Origin of the sequence: Pseudoalteromonas sp. BSi20429 (assembly GCF_000238895.1) — a bacterium.
Taxonomy (GTDB): Bacteria; Pseudomonadota; Gammaproteobacteria; order Enterobacterales; family Alteromonadaceae; genus Pseudoalteromonas; species Pseudoalteromonas arctica.
In genome coordinates this window covers 100,198-118,329 of the sequence record NZ_BADV01000022.1, presented here as the reverse complement: position 1 = coordinate 118,329, position 18,132 = coordinate 100,198, and the positions used below count along the sequence as shown (strand labels likewise).

Here is an 18,132-nt window from a genome sequence, read left to right as displayed (position 1 = left end):
TTAATACATTCATGTGACTGTTAATCAAACAAATATGTCAATCTTTATGAAAGCAGAACGACGCTAAATTTAATCTAAATCAATAAAGTATTCCACAAGGTTAAAATGTTTTTTAAACTTTGATCTAGAACAGGTTTTCATTTTTATTGCTCGGTAATAATAGCGCCAATCAAACAGTAGTTCTTGGAGAACAACATGAAAACTCAAATTAGCATCGCATTATTAACCTCTTTATTAGCACTCTCTCCAGCTGCACACGCTAACTTTAGCGTAAATGTTGGCGCTATTAACGTAAACCCAGATAACAGTAGCTCAGCAATTAATGAAGCACCTACGCTGGGCCTTAAAGGTGATTCAGATACTCAACTAGGTATCACTGTAGATTATGCATTTAACGATCAATGGGTGTTAGAACTAATAGCAGCAACACCTTTTTCACACGATGTGAATGGCGCAGGCGGCTTAGCAGGCAACAAAATTGCAGATATAAAACAGCTTCCTCCTTCTTTAGTTGCGCAATACCACTTTTTAGACACAAGTTATGCGCTAAGACCTTTTATAGGTGTAGGCATAAACTACACTGCATTTTTTGATGAGCAACCTTCTCAAGCACTTAAAGCGACGCTAGGAACAGACGATGTAGAAGTAAAATTAGATGATTCGTTTGGCTTTATGGCTCAGGTAGGTGCTAACTATAAAATTGATGCAAACTGGGGTTTACACGCCATGGTATCAATTATGGATATTGATACCGATGCCACTGTTTATGCTAATGGTGCAAAAGCACTTACATCAACTGTAGAGCTTGACCCCGTTGTTGCTATGTTCGGTGTTAGATACAGCTTTTAAAGCATATATAAAGTAGTACGTAGTTACCCAATTACAATGTGTGTTAAAAGGCCGAAAGGCCTTTTTTTCATTTGTAGAGATTAGGGCAGGTTACTTAACTTTTTCTGCTCTAGCATTTCTTTCCAGTGCATAACTTCACTTGGCAATATAGGTGTTTGGCCATCAAAACCAGCCACTTCAAGCATTTCTTCAATACTTATAATCCCTTTTTTACTTTTAAATACACCGCGTACATAAGCAATAGCATGTAAGCCTCGTTCTGAGTGAAACTTTTGCTCAATATAAAAGTATTTATGATCCCATCCAACTAACTTAGTACTTATTGTATATCGCTGCATAGGCTTAATATCACGAATATAAGTAATAGCAGTTGCGTTAACAATCGGAAACCAGCGACGCTTCATTATTTGTTTAAGCAAGCCAACGCGCTCAGTCATCCAAGTTCGAGATAAATCCATCATCGCGAGGTAACGTGAGTTTGTTAAATGTAAATTAATGTCACAATCAGTAGGTAGAGCTTTGTAATCAATATCTACCGTATCAAGTAAATTTTGATATTGCTTGTTACGTTTAATTTTAAAAAACAATAATAAAAGTCGAATATATAAGTTCACAAAAAAGGTCTTACCAGTTAAATTTATTCGAGTGTAGCATAGCCCCTTGCGAAGACGAATATTCTACTTTAATCTTAAATCACTATTACAATAAAAAGATAACTCATGAAGTCAAAACTAAAAATCATTACTGCGCTAACTCTATTAGTGCCTAGTTATAATGCTTTTGCCGATTTTTCATTACCGGGTAAAGGCTCTGTTACTTACCCTACTGGTGTAGTTAAAGAATTTAAATTTGGTTTTGAATGGCAGCAAAAAGCTGAAAAATTCACTATTGGCTCTAAAAGTTACAATATGGAGCAGATCCCTAGCTCTTACTCGGTAGCTATAACGCTTTCAAAGGATGACAGCCAAATATGGGTGCAAGAATTTAATAATGGATTTATTGAAGAGTTTGAATGGCAAATTGGCGAACATAAGATCACTTTAAAAAAGCAGCAATTTAGCGACCCCGTAAAAGGCGATTATGTTATTGAACTTAATGACCGTAGCTATTTTTTCACTCGTAATAACGCCAGCATTGTAATGAACTTTAACGAAGAAGGTATCGAGACGATTGCAATTGACGGGGTAACAAAAAATATGGGCACTAAAAATTAGTCCCCATATTTTAATTTATTTAGGCCAGTTACACTTTTACTGTTTTTCGGTTAATACCGTAATCACGTAACTTATTAGCTACCGCGGTGTGACTTAGGCCCAATCGCTTAGCTAACTGACGTGAGCTTGGATAAGCTGGGTAGAGTTTGCGAAGTAAAGTCGCTTCAAAACGTTTAACAGCTTGATCTAGTGAGCCTTCAAAATCAGACTCTAAATACCCTAAATCATGGGTAAAAGTTGGTAACTGTAAATGCTCTACGCGAAGCTCGCTATCATCTAGTAACGACACTGCACGGTAAATTGCATTTTCCAGCTGACGAACATTTCCTGGCCACGGATACTCTTGTAAAAAGCTCAAACACTCTTGTGATAAAACAGGAATTGCATGACCATTTTGCTGTGCATATTTTTGAATAAAATGCTCTGCAAGTGGTCCTACATCTGCTTTTCTATCTCTTAGTGGCGCTATTTCTAAAGTAAGCACGTTTATACGGTAATATAAGTCTTCTCTAAAAACCCCTTCTTGTACCATTGCAGGTAAGTCTTTTTGAGTAGCGGCAACAATACGTACATTTACTTTAACTTCGTTCTCATCGCCTACTTTTCTAAACGTACCATCTTGTAAAAAACGCAGTAACTTAGTTTGTAGTTGAGTCGACATTTCGCCAACTTCATCTAAAAATACAGTTCCACCATCGGCTTGCTCTAATACACCGCGCTTTGGCGCTGCATTTTCTTCGTACCCGGCATAACCAAATAACTCAGACTCAGCAACATCATCAGGAAGTGAAGCACACGACAGTGCAATAAAAGGTTTAACAGAACGATTAGATGCGTAATGGCACGCTCTAGCTAATAACTCTTTACCTGTACCTGTTTCACCAGTAATCAAAATAGGGGCTTCTAGTTGCGCCATTTTGCGTGCTTCGCGCACAACTCGGCGCATTGCCGTACTAAAGTTATGAATAGTAGCAAAGCTTTCTTGCCCGTAACGTCTAAATGCACTGACTTGCTGCCCTAACCGACTTTGCGATTTAATGTTAATAACCGCACCAGCAAGCACATCACCTTCACTACCTTGAGGCACTGCAATTGGCAAAATGTCTGCAATAAAATCCTCACCAGCAACTTCAACGCGTGTGGTTTGTCCGAGTACTTCTTTACCTTCTAACCAGCGTGTAAAGTTAAAGCCTTTAAGCAGGTTATTAATATTTGCACCAATCACGTCTTTTTCAATTAGCTGTAAGTCTTTACATGCTGCATCGTTACATAAACGTACCCAACCTTTGGCATCAATAGAGATAACCCCATCAGGCAATGCACGTAGTAAAGTATTTAATTCGTTGTGTTCACGCTCAGATGGTAAAAATGCAGTGGTACGCACATCATGTACACCGTCGATTAAACGTATCGATGGCATAATTTTTTGGAATTGTTCAAATTCAATTTCGGGAAAACTAACGTACATACGACAATTTATAGAATCGACTTCAATTCCTTTCAAATCAACGCTGTAGTTAACTAATATATTAAGGATTTCTTGAGCAATACCAATTCGATCAGCACAGTGAATATCTAGACGCATACATCCTCAAAGAAGGAAAAACTATATTAGCCGAATAATACGCTAAGTCGCTTTGAGAAGGTAGTTTATTGTAAACATTTTTGGACAAAACAGCTTTTAGAGCCAAAGGGTGGGATGTAATTAAACGAAGAAAAACAGCACTGATATTTATATTTAACTATACCAGTGCTGTTTATTAAATCTTATTATGAGACTACTTACCTTGTGGGTAAGCTGACCAATCACCACCATCTAATTGTATGAATGGTCGTTGGTTAACATACATCATTATTGTGCCTTCATTTTCAGCAACTTTAGGTGCTTTAGGTAGGTTTTCAAGTAAATTAGCAACACTATTATTCCCACCAAACACATCAGTTTGCAGCGTCTTACTTACCAGCTCTGAAAGCGCAAAGTAACTTGTTGAATCATCAACCACAATTTGCGAGTAGTTTTGTACGTCTGGGCCTATAAATTTAATCGCTACAGGTACAGACACAATTGCAGGACTAGGGATTTCACGTAACCCTGCAAATTGTACTTTATCACCTTTTAAGTTAGCGCCGTGTTCAGGCACTATCATTAACATAACGTTGCGACCACGCTTTTCTAATTTTTTTACAAATTGGTTAATATCAGCAAACAAGTTTTTATGTCTGATTGGGTATGTCTCTTTACTATTCACCCTTGGTTGATTCTCTAGCTGATTACCGTCATGTAAACTTGTGGTGTTGTAGTACATCGCACACGGCTTACAATCATCAGCTTGCTCTAACCAACCATCCAGCACAGCTTCATCTGAGTAAATAGGGCTATTATCAAAACCTCGAAGCGCCACTGGCATTGAATCGATATTAAATGGCGTGCTATCTAGGCCACCGTACTTATTTATTAAACCTTTAAACTCATCAAAATGTCCGTCGTGATTCATCACAACATTATTTTGATAACCTAGTTTTTCTAGGTTTTTAAACAAGTGACATTGTTCAGGTGCCTCTTTAAATAATGCAGTTTGACTAGTTTGGCCACAACTAGCGCGCAGTAGCCTTACCGCAGCTGGTCCGCTGTATGATGTAGCCGAGTTAAAGTCTGAAAACACCACATCAAAGTCTTTATACATATCAGTAACACTTACACCAATAGCATTTAAATCAGCAACAGCCATTGAGCATATGTTCAAAATAATTACGTCAAACAGTTCACCATTTACTTGGCTTGGAAAGTGACTCATTAATAAGCTTTGTTGTTGATAAAAATCAGCTAATTTTTGATTAGGAGATTGTGCTGCCTGAGTGATCACTTGTGTTTGAGGATTACTTTGACTCTGTGTAACCGGCTCAGGGTTAGCCACATTATTAACAAATTGTGATTGAGAGTTACCCCCTTGCCATCCTACAACTAACAGCCCAACAATAGTGACTGTTGTAAAGCGTATCCATTGCGATGTATACCAAAAACATACACTAATTACGAACAAAGCCAATAACATATCAATGTTAATAACACGGGTTAATAACTCAATAAAGTAACCAAAACTAAAATCTTGAACGTTACCCGCTTGTTTAGTCAACCTGTTTATTGGTGGCAACCATGAGTCTTGGTAAAGTAATACCACAGCAAACACAGCACCTACTATATGTTTTGCCTTCTCTATTAATGGCTGTTTAAATTTAATCGCAAGCAACGCAGCAAAAGCCGCATTAGTTAATACGTTAAAATCAATTGCACCATAATAAAACAGAGCAAACTTAACTAAAAAATAAAGGTTCCAAACCCCTAAACCTGATAATTTCACTTCTTATCCTTTTTTACTGTATTTGGTGTATAAGGCTCTAGTACTTCATGTTTAAAAGTGAGCTTATAATAATATTTTGTTATTTGAGATAAAATGTATTTGCCTAGCATACAAAGCACCGCGCCAAGCACCATTGCAAGAAACACGGTAATTAAAAGCTGATTCATACTCATAAGTTGTCTCTTAATTTCATTATAAAAGGCTTAGCATCTGGACGGCTTTTGCTAGAAAATTCAGGTGTGTTAATATTTTCAGTAACGCTGTTTGCTATATCAGGTGCAAATTTATAGCTATCATTCTCGGCAAGTTTTTGCGAGAAATCTACAACACTCTTACCTTTATAAAAACGCCTTAATTGTTTACATTCTTGTTGAATGTAAAAGTGATCAGAAATTACATTTTGCTGTACAAAAAAATCGCTTGTTTTTAATTTAAACAAATGCTTAATCGCATTATCAACGTCATTCTCTCTACAAGCATGCAAATATAAATAAACTGTATTATCTGCAATACTAAATACATCACCTTCGCGTTTAATATGAAATAAATGCAAAGGGTGTATTGGGTCGATTCGTGGCAGTAATTCAAGCTTTACTAGCACACCGCTCACACCTAAATTAACGGCTGAGTCACTATGAATTTCTACTTGTTTTGTAAACTCAATGAAAGGTAAATATCCTTTCGAAAAAGTGTTTTCGGTGTATTTCAATACGTCCTCAACTGAGGGAGGTAAAGGCCTAGAAAACTGAAAACCTTGAATAGATTGAATTTGTGAGAGCAGCCGAGAAGGCTCCGAAAAGCTATATAGAATAAGGTTTACACCCAATGTTAAAAATAAACATTCATCTTGATGGCGAATAACACCATCAACATTTTGAATAACAAGCTTTAACCAGCGCCCACAGTTTTTTCTAAGTTCAAAACACTGCTTACCTAATAACGCTAAATCAGTGTAGCGCGTTACTGCAAAAATTAAGGTGGCTGCTTCTACCTTTGGGCCTTTATTAAATAAGTCATTATTATCTTTTACACTATTATAGTGCATTGGTAATTTAGTACCTTCGGGCACCGCACTTTGCACAAGCCAAACATCGTCTTCATCGGAAAAGTCTGAACTTTTAGGTGCTTTGCTCTCGCTTATTATTCCCTTTTGAACAACAAACTGATTATTACTTAATAATAACGGGTAATGTTCACCAGCAATAACACCCGTGCTATGGCGCCAATAATCATATTCAAGAACTCGCATTGCAGAATCATTATCAACAAAAACCAGCCCATCAAATACATTATTTAATCGCCTAACTAAAAAACGGTAGTTAGCAATATCAGGCCCAGATATTAAAAATAGTAATGTAGCTCCGGTACGACGAACAAAGTCGTTGTACTCATTCATCATCAGTTTTAAGCTTTTTTCGCCAGCACTGTTTAACTGTGTTGTATTAAAATGAACAAAAATGAGCGCTTCGTTTAGACGTTTATAAGCACTTATCTCTTTTATAATACCTGAATTGATTCGCTCAATTGAATAGTGTTGTGTTTCTGGGGCCAACGAAAAAGGATGTACTCGATTATGTTCATAAGCATAATTTAACGATGCAGAAAAAGAAGAATCAAAAAATGATTCAGCCTCTTGAGAAACTATATATATATCATTAGCCAAACTTTGGTTAATTGAATGTAACACTAATTCGATTGCAAAATTGTCTAAAGGGGCTAAAACAGCATAACTTGAAGCCGATTTTAACTCTTTTGCAGCAGGCTCTAATCCCGTTATGTTAAAGTTATGCACTTAAAATGCCCTATAAAAAATACTTTTTTACTAGTTTTAACCGTTATTCTATATATAATAGCCAAATATTGTCCACTTTTAATCAAAATAATTAAAGTAACTGTAAAGGTAAAGATGAACAACTTAACATCTAAAAACTCACAAACGTTAACATCGAGTGATATAGAAAACCTTACACTGCGTTTTGGTGGAAAGAGTGATGACTACATAGAAATAGTAAACAAGCAGCAAAATAATAATACAATTAATAAATATGCATTGCTTAAAGAGATAAACAACGAACTAAACACATACACTAGTTAAACTAAGGATAGGTAACCCCGTTGCAAAGAGTTTTCATTAAAGGTATCAAAGGCGGTTTAGGCAGTACTTCTGTAGTTGCCAATCTTGCATGCGTGCTAAAAAAGTCTGACGTTGACGTTGTTGCTATCGATTTAGATGCAAAAAGTGACTTAGGTTTACATTTTGGTTTACCGTGGAAATACACCAAAGGCTGGAGTAATGAAGTGCGCTTTGAAGATGCACTTACGCATTTTCACCAAGATAACGATGGCATTATATTTTTACCATTTGGTGATAACGACGACACTAGCACCGATAACATCACTAAAATGGTCAATAAATGCAAAAACCTAAATTATAACAACGAAGCCTGGATACTTTTTGACTGCCCTTCACATATTAACCTTTCTCACTACCCATTAGAGAAAGACGATATTGTAATTGAACTTGTTAATTGCGACGCTATTTGTCACAGCTTAATTTATAGGCGCCTGCAAAAACTTAAAAATTCAGATACCAATTGGAAACATTACTTTTTAGTTAACCGCTATAACTCTGCATCAACGCTAGAATTTGACTTATTTTCCCTATGGCAATCGACACTTCCCCTTATGGCTCCCTTTTTTATTAATAGTGACGAAGTTATTAAAGAGTCAACCGCATACAGAAATGTAGCACTTAATTGCGCGCCATATAGTGTCGCAAACGATGACTTTGAAACACTAGCTGGTTGGCTAGTTAGTAAAGCGGCCTTATAAAATGAGCATTACACTATTTTATCAGCGCCCTATTCACAGCACCTTATACTTGCTGCTGAGCATTTTATTTACTGATAAGTTAGTTCGGTACATTTTATTCAAGTTTCATAGCTACTTTAATCAACATAAAGTAAATGTAATTGAAGCTTTCTTAATGCCTTTTATTACGCTTTTAAGCTCGCTATTTATAAACATTAAACAGCATAAAATCAGCTTTGAGTTTACCCTTTATGACTACTACCCTCATTTAAGGTTGCCTTACCGAACCTATATTTACTCAAATATATTACGCTTTATTATTCAAAGTGTTTTTTTAGTGTTTTTTAAAAACCAGCTTAAATCTAGCTCAGTAAAAGAAGATGCAGTTAACTATTTCTATGATGGCGTTAGCTACCTTTTAAGGCAATTACGTTGGTTTGATTTAAAGTTAGGTAAATTATTAAAACGCCTACTATCAAAAAACAAAAAAGGCCCTAAAAAAAGTGCATTTAAAGCCATGGCTGATGCACGTGTATGGCAAAATAAATTAGTTAAATACGTCATCCTCGCGTTTATTTTATTTTTATTAGCAATATTCATTACAATTCCTTTTAGCTTGGAAGCTCAAGCCGTATTTATAAGCTTTATTTTATTAGTTGCGTATGCACTTAAACGAGTAAAAGGCCAAATGGCAACCATTGTCATGATCACCTTGTCAGTAACTACCTCTTCTCGTTACTTATGGTGGCGTTACACTGAGACTTTAAACTGGGATGATCCGCTTGCACTTGCACTAGGTGGCGGTTTACTACTTGCTGAAACATATGCATGGCTTGTACTGATTTTAGGTTTTTTTCAAACAGTTAATCCGCTTGAGCGAAAACCAGTGCCTTTACCTAAAGACACTGACCTATGGCCAACTGTTGATGTATATATTCCAACTTATAACGAGCCGTTAAGCGTTGTAAGACCTACTACTCTCGCTGCTTTAAGTATCGATTGGCCTGCAGACAAGCTAAATGTTTATATATTAGATGATGGTAAGCGCTCAGAGTTTAAGGATTTTGCAGCCGAGATTGGAGTGGGTTATTTAGCGCGTTCGGATAACAATCATGCTAAAGCCGGTAATATGAATAGCGCTATGCGTTATACCGATGGCGAATATATCGCAATTTTTGATTGTGACCACGTTCCTGCTCGCTCGTTCTTACAAATGACAATGGGACAGTTTTTAAAAGACAGTAAAGTGTGTTTGGTCCAAACACCGCATCACTTTTTTTCTGCCGATCCATTTGAGCGAAATCTTAATAACCACAGTCAAATCCCTAACGAAAACATGTTGTTTTATGGATTGATTCAAGATGGTAACGACATGTGGGATGCAACCTTCTTTTGTGGTTCTTGCGCCGTATTAAAACGAGAAGCGCTTGATAATATTGGTGGTTTTGCATTTGAAACAGTAACTGAGGATGCTCACACGGCCCTTCGTATGCAGCGCGCAGGTTATAAAACTGCATATATAAACATCCCACAAGCCGCTGGCCTTGCAACCGACAGCTTGTCAGCGCATATAGGCCAACGTATTCGCTGGGCGCGTGGTATGGCGCAAATATTTAGGCTTGATAATCCATTGATGGGTAAAGGTTTAAGCATTCCTCAACGATTATGCTATATAAACGCAATGTTGCATTTCCTTTCGGGTATTCCTCGTATTGTATTTTTAACAGCTCCTTTAGCGCTAATATATTTTAATGCCTACATAATTTATGCTCCTTTTATTGCTATTTTTATCTATGTGGTACCGACACTAATTCAAATAAAAGCGACTAACTCACGTATTCAAGGTAAATACCGTTACTCCTTCTGGGGTGAAGTGTATGAGTCAGTACTTGCTTGGTACATACTAAAACCAACTACCGTTGCTTTATTTAATCCTAATAAAGGTAAATTTAACGTAACCGAAAAAGGCGGTTTAAATGATGAAGAGCATTACGACTGGGGGATTTCTAAACCGTATTTAATTCTCTTACTTATTAACTTACTTGGAATAATAGTGGGTGTATTGCGTCTGTTTTTAGGTGATTCAAGCCAGATTGGCGTACTTATAATAAGTATGGGTTGGGCTTTTTATAATATTATTATTTTGGGTGCTGCGGTTGCGGTTGCTGCTGAGGCTCGCCAAGTGAGGCACTCGCATCGTATAAAGGCAAACTTTCCTGCCGGCGTTCGTTTAGCAAATGGTCATACTTTAAAAGTAAAAATAACGGATTATTCAGATAACGGTGTAGGTATAGAGACTGAACACGCACATTTATGCCGCGTTAACGATAAAATTGAATTATTAATGAGTCGCGGTAACAAGCAATTTTCGTTTACAACGTATGTATGTAATACCCGTAAAAAACAAATTGGCCTTACACTTAAAGATTTATCTCTCGAAAAGCAAAGAGCTTTTATACAGTGTACTTTCTCCAGAGCAGATGCTTGGCTAGATTGGCAAAATAACTTTAGACATGACCGTCCATCGTATAGCTTCAAAGAAGTGCAAAAAACCAGTTTACGGGGCTTTAGTAATTTATTATTTCATGCCCCAAGAGCGTTACAACCTATAATTAAGTTTATGACTAATACTGTCATTTACATAAATTCATTTACTCCAAAAAAACCGATAGTGCATAATAATTATGATTAAAAAGTTACTTAATACATTTCTAACATTGTTACTTATTAGTAGCGCATATCAAGTGCTCGCTATCGAGCCTATGCAAGACAAAACTATGTTTGTAAATGGCTACCCTGAGAGCGCTCAGGTTTCTAGTTTACGTCTTAGCTTTGAAAAGTTAGGGTTCAACGACTATAAACTCGACGGCGTGAATAATAATTCTCGAGTCGATTTCACAAATAGAATTGATAAATTAAGCACTAATCTAAAGCTTAACTTTTCGTACACCAACTCACCTTCATTGCTGGCTAATGTATCGCATTTAAAAGTTTATTTTAACGATAACTTAGTTACTGTTTTACCTATTAATGAGCAATTAAGTATTGTAAAAAATACGGTAAGTCATAGCCTAGACCTAAATGCTAAATACATTCAAGACTACAACCAAATTCGCTTTGAACTAGTTGGCTACTACGACTTACGATGCCAAGATTACTTTAGCCGCTCAATTTGGACTGAAATAAACAAATCAAGCCACATCACGCTTGATCAAAAACAGTTAGCAATTGATAGCCGCCTTGAATATTTACCAGAACCATTTTTTGATGCTAAAGATTACAACAAATTAAACTTACCTTTTGTATTTGCAAGCACACCTAATACACAAGCAATAGAAGCTGCAGCCACTTTATCTAGTTGGTTTGGCGCACAAGCTGACTGGCGTGGCGCTAACTTTCCAGTCGTTTTAAATAAAGCACCAGAGCAGCATAGTGTAGTGTTTATTACTAATGACTCAAAACCTGATTTTTTAAAAGATTACCCAGATGTTGAAAAGCCAACCGTCGAGCTAATTTCAAGCCCTATTCACAGATACAATAAAATGCTGTTAATTTTGGGGCGTGACGAAAAAGACTTAAAAACAGCGGTCACTGGTCTTGTATTTGGTCATAAAATTATGACTGGCCGAAGTGCAAGCATCGAGGCTATTAACAAACTCCCACTGCGTAAAGCTTATGATGCGCCGAGATGGCTAAGAAACGATCGTCCCGTGCACTTTGACGAGCTTATTGATTACCCAACTCAGTTACAAGCTGAGGGTCTTAACAACGGCCCTATAAAATTAAATGTTCGTTTTGCACCAGATTTATTTACTTGGCGTGAAAAAGGGATTCCTATTACTTTGCAATACCGTAATACGCCAGAGAGCGAAACATTAAATTCACGTTTAAACATGTTAATAAACCAAGAATTTATAAGTGGTTTTTTACTTGATAAAAAAGACACATCGTTAACTACCGCTAAAACGTTGCTGCCTTTAATTGCTAATACAGACACAACGCAAAGCGCTGAAGACTTTTCATTAGACGGTATTAATCTTGCCAGCCGAAATGAGTTAAATTTTGACTTTAGATTTGCAGTACTTAAAAAAGGCGAATGTGCCGTTGCTCCACCTGGTGGCGAGTACGGGGTAATTGATGGAAACTCTAACATTGATGTAAGTGGGTTTGATCATTACATGGCTTTACCTGATTTAAATGTATTTGCAAACAGCGGATTCCCATTTACGAAATACGCAGACTTACAACAAACTTTAGTATTGATAGATGAAGTTCCATCACCTAAAGCACTATCTGTATTGTTTAATTTAACAGGCCACTTTGGTGCTATTACAGGCTACCCAGCTCATAGAATAAGTGTTGCTCATTTAAATGAAGATGCCAACTTAGATGATAAAGACATCTTAGTAATCGCCAAACCTAATAGCATTGCTAACAACTTAGATGAAGATGCGCAAACTAATATCTTGCTTGATAATAATCAGCGCGCTATTAAACAAGCTATATACAATGGTGCTTACGATGAGCAAACAACAGATAAAGTTCAAGTAAGTATAAAAAGTAGTGGTGATATGGCCGTTATTACTGGCTTTCAATCACCGTTTGATTCAGAGCGTTCAATTGTATCGCTTAGTGCAACATCACAAAAAGCCTTTACTCTACTAGATGATGCGTTAATGAGTTCAGAAGCTCTTGCGCAAATTAAAGGCAGTGCTGCGGTCATAAATTCTCAAGGCATTAAAACAATTAAAACTGATGAGCAATATTTTGTTGGTCACATTCCTGTGCATACCCTAATTTGGTTCCATTTATCGGATCACCCATTTGTACTGGCGCTATTGTCTATTTTAACACTACTGTTGATCTCATTTATAATATGGCGATTACTGCAAGCATTAACATACAAGCGATTAGCTGAAGGAGATAAGTAATGAAGTCACTCATTAATGTATTTTTTACCGTGATTGCATTATTTACCTTTAATGCCAATGCACAAATAGAGCAATGCCAACCATGGGATGCATGGCAAACGTTTAAAAGTAACTTTATAAGCCAAGATGGTCGCGTTATTGATTTGGGGAGTGAGCAAAAAGTCACAACCTCTGAAGGCCAGTCTTATGCCTTATTTTTTGCTGTTGTAGCAAATGACAAAGCAATGTTTGACCTAATCCTGGATTGGACGCAAGAACATTTGTCAGAGGGTGATTTAAGCACTCGTTTACCGGCATGGCAATGGGGTGTTAACAATCAAAATGTTGGCAGAATTTTAGATTCAAATCCAGCGTCTGATTCTGACTTATGGATAGCATACAGTTTATCGCAAGCTGCTATTCTTTGGGATGACCGCCGCTACAGCATATTAGCAGCCGTACTTGCACAGCGAATAATCCGTGAAGAAACCGCCTATATATCGGGCCTAGGTTTATCATTACTACCCGCCCCTACTGGTTTTGAATTTGATAATGAGCGTTTTAAGTTAAACCCAAGCTACTCACCGTTATTTATTTATCAGCAGTTTAAAAAGCTTTATCCACACTCGCCTTGGCATCAACTGCACGAAGGCTCAGCAAAGTTGATTTTAGATACAGCAAAGCAAGGTGTTAGCCCTGACTGGGTAATGTTTGATGCAAATAACGGCTTTTATTACGATAAAAAAACGAGCGACTTGGGCAGTTACAACGCTATTAGAGTGTATTTATGGGCAAGTATGATGGCAGACAACGCACCTTATAAAAAAGAGCTATTAGCGCAATTTAACCCTTTTATAGAAACAATTAATAAACGTGGTTACGTGCCTTTAAATACTTTTGCTAAATCAGGAAAATCTGAAAAAAGAGGCCCTCTAGGCTTTAACTCAGCTCTATTACCTTTACTAGCGACTAATAACGATAATTCTACAGTAATGGCGATTCAGCAAAAACTAATGATTGATAAATCATTTACCCAGACTCGTTATTACGACAGCGTACTTAACTTGTTTGGTACAAGTGCTTTAAATAAGCGTTTTTCAATTACAGCAGATGGGACGCTACAACCGGTATGGAGCACTGAATGCCGTTAAGGTTTGCCCTCGCTTGCACATTAGCGCTTAGCTCTGGATTAAGCGCTAACACAGTCAATGATATTGATACGCAATCTGTTGATTGGTTACTAAGCCAAATAGGTATTGGTGAAGCACAGCAAAATAAAAAACTAGTTGAAGATAGCTTGCGAAAGCTAGTCGCTATTGCCCCTGCCCGCATAGAAACACAGTGCGCAGTAGCGCGTTATGATTTTGCCAATGGCGAATCAGCGAAAGCCAACCAATTACTAAGTAAAATAGATAATGGGCTTACCAAACAAGCTCCGTGCGTTGAAAAGCTAAAAGTCCTTTCGCGTACTGAAGGAAAAGACAAATCTTCAATTCAGCAAGCTAAATTATTGGCTCGCGCGGGTCGTTATGAACAAGCTCGCGAAATCTATAATAATATTTTTAAAAACGTCTACCCTACATTAGATTACGAGCTTGAGCATTTAAGCTGGTATGGACAAGATAGCTCCCAATGGGAAAGTGTTAAAAAAGGCTATAATAAATTAGCTCAAAGCTACCCAAGTATTGCGCAGATAGAAATTGCTTATGCCCGTCACCTACTTAGGCGTAATCTTACAGATAAAAAAGCGATTGATATTTTAAGTAAATATGGCGCAGGCCCTACTTTTATTAATGAAGTAGAATATATTTGGCTTAGTGCTTTGCTAGAAATGCCCTTAACGGATGATACAGTTAAGCAGTATCAGCGCTATTTCACTCTTTATCCCTTTAGTAGTAAAGGTGAATTACAATACCAAGATTTTCTAAAAGATTATAAAAAACGTCAAACACTTCTTGCCGACCCCGCCTATCAGCTTTGGGTTAGGGGCGATAGATTACTTGAGAAAAATAAACTTGCTGCCGCAGAGCCTTTACTTTTAAAAGCTTTAAGAGGCCGACCGCAAGACGGCGCTATAATGCGAAGCCTTGGCACACTCTATTTACGCCTTGGTGAAAACCAAAAGTCGTATCAATATTTTACTCGTGCACAAAAGTACACAACTGAGTTCGCTGAACGTGAAACACTACAAGAATTAGCAAAAACAGCTAAGCTTTGGCTTTATATACGCGAAGCTAAAAATGCCATTAATAATAAAGAATTTAAAACGGCTAAGCTTAAGCTTGATTTAGCAGCCACCTTAGAACAAGAAACTAATACAGTAATATATAACAAAGGTTTATTACAATTTGCTCAAGGGCAATATTCACAGGCTGCACTTACATATCAAATTGTTTTAAGAAGTGATCCACTTAATAGCAGCGCTTTAATAGGTCTACTTGAAATAGCTGAATTAGAGCAGAATGAAAAAGCCCTAACCTCTTTTTACAACAGTTTATCGTTTAATCAAAAGAAACTAATTAAAGAATCTTATTCTGTATCTTTAAGTAGTCAGTACCGCGCAAAGGCAAATACGTTTGCACAGTCGGGAGATTTAGAGCAAGCCGAAAAAGTACTAAAAGACGCTATTGAAATAGCGCCAGAACAGCCTTGGTTATACTACGATTTAGCCTTTATATACCAACAAAAGGGGCTAACAGAAGAGGCCCGCGCTTTATTTAATAATGTGCTGTGGCAATTTCCATTAAACCCTCAGATTCGTTACAGCCACGCGCTTTTTTTACGCTCTCTTGATGACTATCAAGGTGCTATTAAAACATTGCAGTACATTCCATTTAAATCCAGAGATAAAGACATTATTGCGCTTGAACAGCAGCTGCAACTTAATGAGTCTTTAACACAAAGTGAGCGCCACCTTGATGCTAAAGATAAAGCCACTGCAATCTATCATTTAAGCAACCTAGAGGCACAGAATTTAACACCCGCTATGCAGGCAGAGTTATCGCGAAGCTGGTATCGAATTAATGAAAAAAAACACGCTATAAAACTTATAAACAAAGCACTGGAAGCTGAGCCTTCTCTTTCTGCTTATTGGCATACACTTTATGGTGAGTGGCTTTTAGAGCAAGGTGATGAAAATAAAACGAAGCAATGGTTTGAAAAGTACATATTACCAGAGAGCGCAACTGAAAACGAAACAACTCAATATGTACAGCTACAAAATAGCTATATTACTCAGTATTACAATGGTAGTGATTTAATCGCTAAGCTTAACCAGCTGGATCAAAAATATAAAAATACTCCAGCAACAACTACTGCCCTTATTAATGCAAATTTAGCACTTGAACAACGCGAAGCGGCCGTTATTTTGTACCAGCAAAAAGTACAAAATAAACAAACCATTGAGCCTCAAGCACTACTCGCTATTGCTAATGCATACATAGAACTTGGGGACGACTTTCAAGCAAAAGAAGTTACGCAAAAAGCGATTACGCAAACCACATCGCAAGAAGGTTATTTGCAACGCCAAATCATGTCATCTCTCAATGAGTTTAATTACTCAGGGGATGCACTTTACTTAGCTAAGCAACTTGTTGAAAAGTCACCCAACGATCAAGAACTACGTTATTTAGGCGCTCAAGTAGCCAGCAAATTCAACGAAACCGAACAAGCACAATCTTGGTACACGCAAACCCTATTTCCTAATCGTACATTAAATGAAAAAGAGCTTTACGGAGCGCTTTCAAAAATAGATGAAAACGATGAATGGTATGTAAACGGTGCTAAAAGAGAGCTAATAAACGAGCAAAACAAAAACCAAGCATACATTGCTATTGGTGTTAACTTTAGTGGGCAAACAAGCACCGAAAGCGAAGCAACACTTGGTGCGGGCTTAGTCCCGATTGAAGCTTACTTTCCGCTTTGGCAAGGCCAAGGGTTTATTAAAGTAGACCCAACTACTATTAGCGCACAAACAACGCGCTTTGATGAGCAATTTGCTGGCAGCCGCTATGGACAAGGTGCACTGTGTATTTTTACCTGTTCAATCGATGAAGTAACACCTGAGGAAAGTGGTGTAGATATAGGTATTGGTTGGCAAAACGAAAACTGGCGTGTAGATGTAGGCACTACCCCACTTGGCTTTTTAATTGAAGACATTGTATGGGGTGTAAATTACGCAGACAGTTTTGGCGACTTTGGATACAGCCTAGAACTTGAAAAACGCCCAATTACGAGCTCAGTACTTTCTTATGCAGGTCTTAAAGATGTAAAAACAGGTGAAGTTTGGGGTGGTGTTCGCTCTACAGGCCTAACTGCTAATGTATCACACGACTTAGGCGGAAAATGGGGTTTTTGGTCAAGCGCCGACTTTACCCTATATAAAGGCCAAAATGTAAAAGACAACCAACGCTATCGTATGATGGGCGGTACTTATTACCGTGTAATTAGCAATCAAGAGCGTGAATTCACCGCAGGCGCTAGCTTATTACATTGGGCATACAAGTATAATTTAAGTGAAGAAACATGGGGTCATGGTGGTTATTACAGCCCACAAAACTATGTAGGTTTATCTGTGCCACTCACTTATGACGCGCGTTGGGGAGATGATTTTGTTTATCGATTAAAAACCGGTGTTTCGTACTCGCAAACAAAAACTCAATCTATTGATTTCTTCCCTAATGATGGCGATTTGCAAATAGCTGCATATGATAGAGAGTCAATAACAGGTGTTGATCCTGTATTTGAAGGTGAAACAAGTTCTGGTGTTTCATATAATCTTGAAGGTAGTTTTGAGTATAGAATAACGCCGAATTGGTTCTTTGGTGGTTACTTAGCCATCGATCGTTCTGACTTTTACGAACCAAATTTTGGTCAGCTTTATATACGTTACTACTTTAATCCTGTGTACGGAACACTTGAGTTTCCAGGCACCCCTATTGTTCCTTATGCTGAGTTTTAACTTGGCATAAGGTGATACACCGCGAACAC

At 37.5% G+C, this 18,132-nt stretch carries 12 protein-coding genes; 8 read left to right on the top strand and 4 right to left on the bottom strand.

The features are described 5' to 3' along the window. The first annotated feature begins 195 nt into the window (after positions 1-195). Positions 196-849, top strand: coding sequence for an OmpW family protein (locus P20429_RS15050; RefSeq protein WP_002958218.1), 654 nt, complete (start codon positions 196-198; stop codon positions 847-849). Between the two features lie 80 nt (positions 850-929). On the opposite strand, the gene P20429_RS15055 is transcribed toward P20429_RS15050, so the two are convergent. Then, a complete protein-coding gene (locus tag P20429_RS15055; protein ID WP_002958217.1) occupies positions 930-1,463 on the bottom strand; it encodes a thioesterase family protein in 534 nt (177 codons plus the stop codon). Between the two features lie 105 nt (positions 1,464-1,568). On the opposite strand from P20429_RS15055, the gene P20429_RS15060 reads away from it, so the two are divergent. Then, positions 1,569-2,063 (top strand): hypothetical protein, encoded by a 495-nt coding sequence (locus P20429_RS15060; RefSeq protein ID WP_007581357.1) that lies wholly within the window; start codon positions 1,569-1,571, stop codon positions 2,061-2,063. Between the two features lie 28 nt (positions 2,064-2,091). Here P20429_RS15060 and tyrR read toward each other — a convergent pair whose 3' ends face one another. The 3 genes from tyrR to bcsE all read right to left on the bottom strand — a co-directional run bounded on the left by tyrR (position 2,092) and on the right by bcsE (position 7,214). Further along, positions 2,092-3,648, bottom strand: coding sequence for a transcriptional regulator TyrR (gene tyrR, locus P20429_RS15065; RefSeq protein WP_007581355.1), 1,557 nt, complete (start codon positions 3,646-3,648; stop codon positions 2,092-2,094). Positions 3,649-3,841: 193 nt separating this feature from the next. Continuing rightward, positions 3,842-5,422: a cellulose biosynthesis protein BcsG gene (gene bcsG / locus P20429_RS15070; protein WP_007581353.1), complete on the bottom strand. Its 1,581-nt coding sequence runs from the start codon at positions 5,420-5,422 to the stop codon at positions 3,842-3,844. Positions 5,423-5,591: 169 nt separating this feature from the next. Then, positions 5,592-7,214, bottom strand: coding sequence for a cellulose biosynthesis protein BcsE (bcsE, locus tag P20429_RS15075; RefSeq protein WP_007581348.1), 1,623 nt, complete (start codon positions 7,212-7,214; stop codon positions 5,592-5,594). Between the two features lie 114 nt (positions 7,215-7,328). Here bcsE and bcsR point away from each other — a divergent pair, with 114 nt between their 5' ends. From bcsR to P20429_RS15105, 6 genes are read left to right on the top strand one after another with little or no spacing between them, the layout of a single operon-like run. Further along, a complete protein-coding gene (gene bcsR, locus P20429_RS15080) occupies positions 7,329-7,517 on the top strand; it encodes a BcsR/BcsP family cellulose biosynthesis protein (protein WP_007581346.1) in 189 nt (62 codons plus the stop codon). 20 nt (positions 7,518-7,537) lie between these two features. Further along, on the top strand, positions 7,538-8,254 hold the full coding sequence (gene bcsQ, locus P20429_RS15085) for a cellulose biosynthesis protein BcsQ (protein ID WP_007581344.1): 717 nt from the start codon (positions 7,538-7,540) through the stop codon (positions 8,252-8,254). A 1-nt stretch (position 8,255) separates the two neighbouring features. Further along, the gene (gene bcsA / locus P20429_RS15090; protein WP_007581342.1) at positions 8,256-10,925 is read left to right on the top strand and encodes a UDP-forming cellulose synthase catalytic subunit; all 2,670 of its coding nucleotides are present in this window, start codon (positions 8,256-8,258) and stop codon (positions 10,923-10,925) included. After that, a complete protein-coding gene (bcsB, locus tag P20429_RS15095) occupies positions 10,918-13,164 on the top strand; it encodes a cellulose biosynthesis cyclic di-GMP-binding regulatory protein BcsB (RefSeq protein ID WP_007581340.1) in 2,247 nt (748 codons plus the stop codon). The genes bcsA and bcsB overlap by 8 nt, the downstream gene beginning before the upstream one ends. Next, positions 13,164-14,294: a cellulose synthase complex periplasmic endoglucanase BcsZ gene (gene bcsZ / locus P20429_RS15100; protein WP_007581339.1), complete on the top strand. Its 1,131-nt coding sequence runs from the start codon at positions 13,164-13,166 to the stop codon at positions 14,292-14,294. Before bcsB ends, bcsZ begins: the two co-directional genes overlap by 1 nt. Next, complete coding sequence (locus P20429_RS15105; RefSeq protein WP_007581337.1) at positions 14,285-18,103, top strand: cellulose synthase subunit BcsC-related outer membrane protein; 3,819 nt, start codon at positions 14,285-14,287, stop codon at positions 18,101-18,103. The genes bcsZ and P20429_RS15105 overlap by 10 nt, the downstream gene beginning before the upstream one ends. The last annotated feature ends 29 nt before the right edge of the window (positions 18,104-18,132 follow it).

Bases quoted from the DNA above. Each gene is read 5' to 3' on its own strand.
- bcsR (WP_007581346.1), top strand. From the start codon at position 7,329: ATGAACAACTTAACATCTAAAAACTCACAAACGTTAACATCGAGTGAT.
- bcsZ (WP_007581339.1), top strand. From the start codon at position 13,164: ATGAAGTCACTCATTAATGTATTTTTTACCGTGATTGCATTATTTACC.
- tyrR (WP_007581355.1), bottom strand. From the start codon at position 3,648: ATGCGTCTAGATATTCACTGTGCTGATCGAATTGGTATTGCTCAAGAA.
- bcsA (WP_007581342.1), top strand. From the start codon at position 8,256: ATGAGCATTACACTATTTTATCAGCGCCCTATTCACAGCACCTTATAC.
- P20429_RS15105 (WP_007581337.1), top strand. From the start codon at position 14,285: ATGCCGTTAAGGTTTGCCCTCGCTTGCACATTAGCGCTTAGCTCTGGA.
- P20429_RS15050 (WP_002958218.1), top strand. From the start codon at position 196: ATGAAAACTCAAATTAGCATCGCATTATTAACCTCTTTATTAGCACTC.
- P20429_RS15060 (WP_007581357.1), top strand. From the start codon at position 1,569: ATGAAGTCAAAACTAAAAATCATTACTGCGCTAACTCTATTAGTGCCT.
- bcsB (WP_007581340.1), top strand. From the start codon at position 10,918: ATGATTAAAAAGTTACTTAATACATTTCTAACATTGTTACTTATTAGT.